The following is a 296-nucleotide window of genomic DNA, read 5'->3' as shown; positions in this document are numbered from 1 at the left end:
CTGTAGTGTAGGCGAACCGCCTAGAGGCGGCAACTGCCCCAGCTTAGGGGGTTTACCGCGACGCTATGCCGCGTCGCGGTGCCTGCTCGTGGCCTTTTGTCGGGCTCTGGGCTTACAGGGTGGCGTGCAGACCTTGGAGGTCGTACACATCCAGATGCTGCATGTGCTTCAGGCCCTCCACCGCGGCGCGGGCACCGGCGATGGTGGTGTAGTACGTCACGCGCTGTGCCAGCGCTGCCTGGCGAATCGAGCGCGAGTCAGCAATCGCGGTACGCGTCTCGTCGACGGTCGTGAAC

Annotated in this window: 1 protein-coding gene; it reads right to left on the bottom strand. The window is 65.2% G+C overall.

Annotation, left to right across the window (positions count from 1 at the left end; genetic code table 11):
- Positions 1 to 112: 112 nt before the first annotated feature.
- Positions 113 to 296 (bottom strand): hypothetical protein (locus ACVA58_RS27940; protein ID WP_446513499.1); only part of this gene is annotated, 184 nt, incomplete at its 5' end.

This window comes from Photobacterium sp. DNB22_13_2, from assembly GCF_052873915.1.
This window is presented reverse-complemented; position numbering and strand designations above follow the sequence as displayed.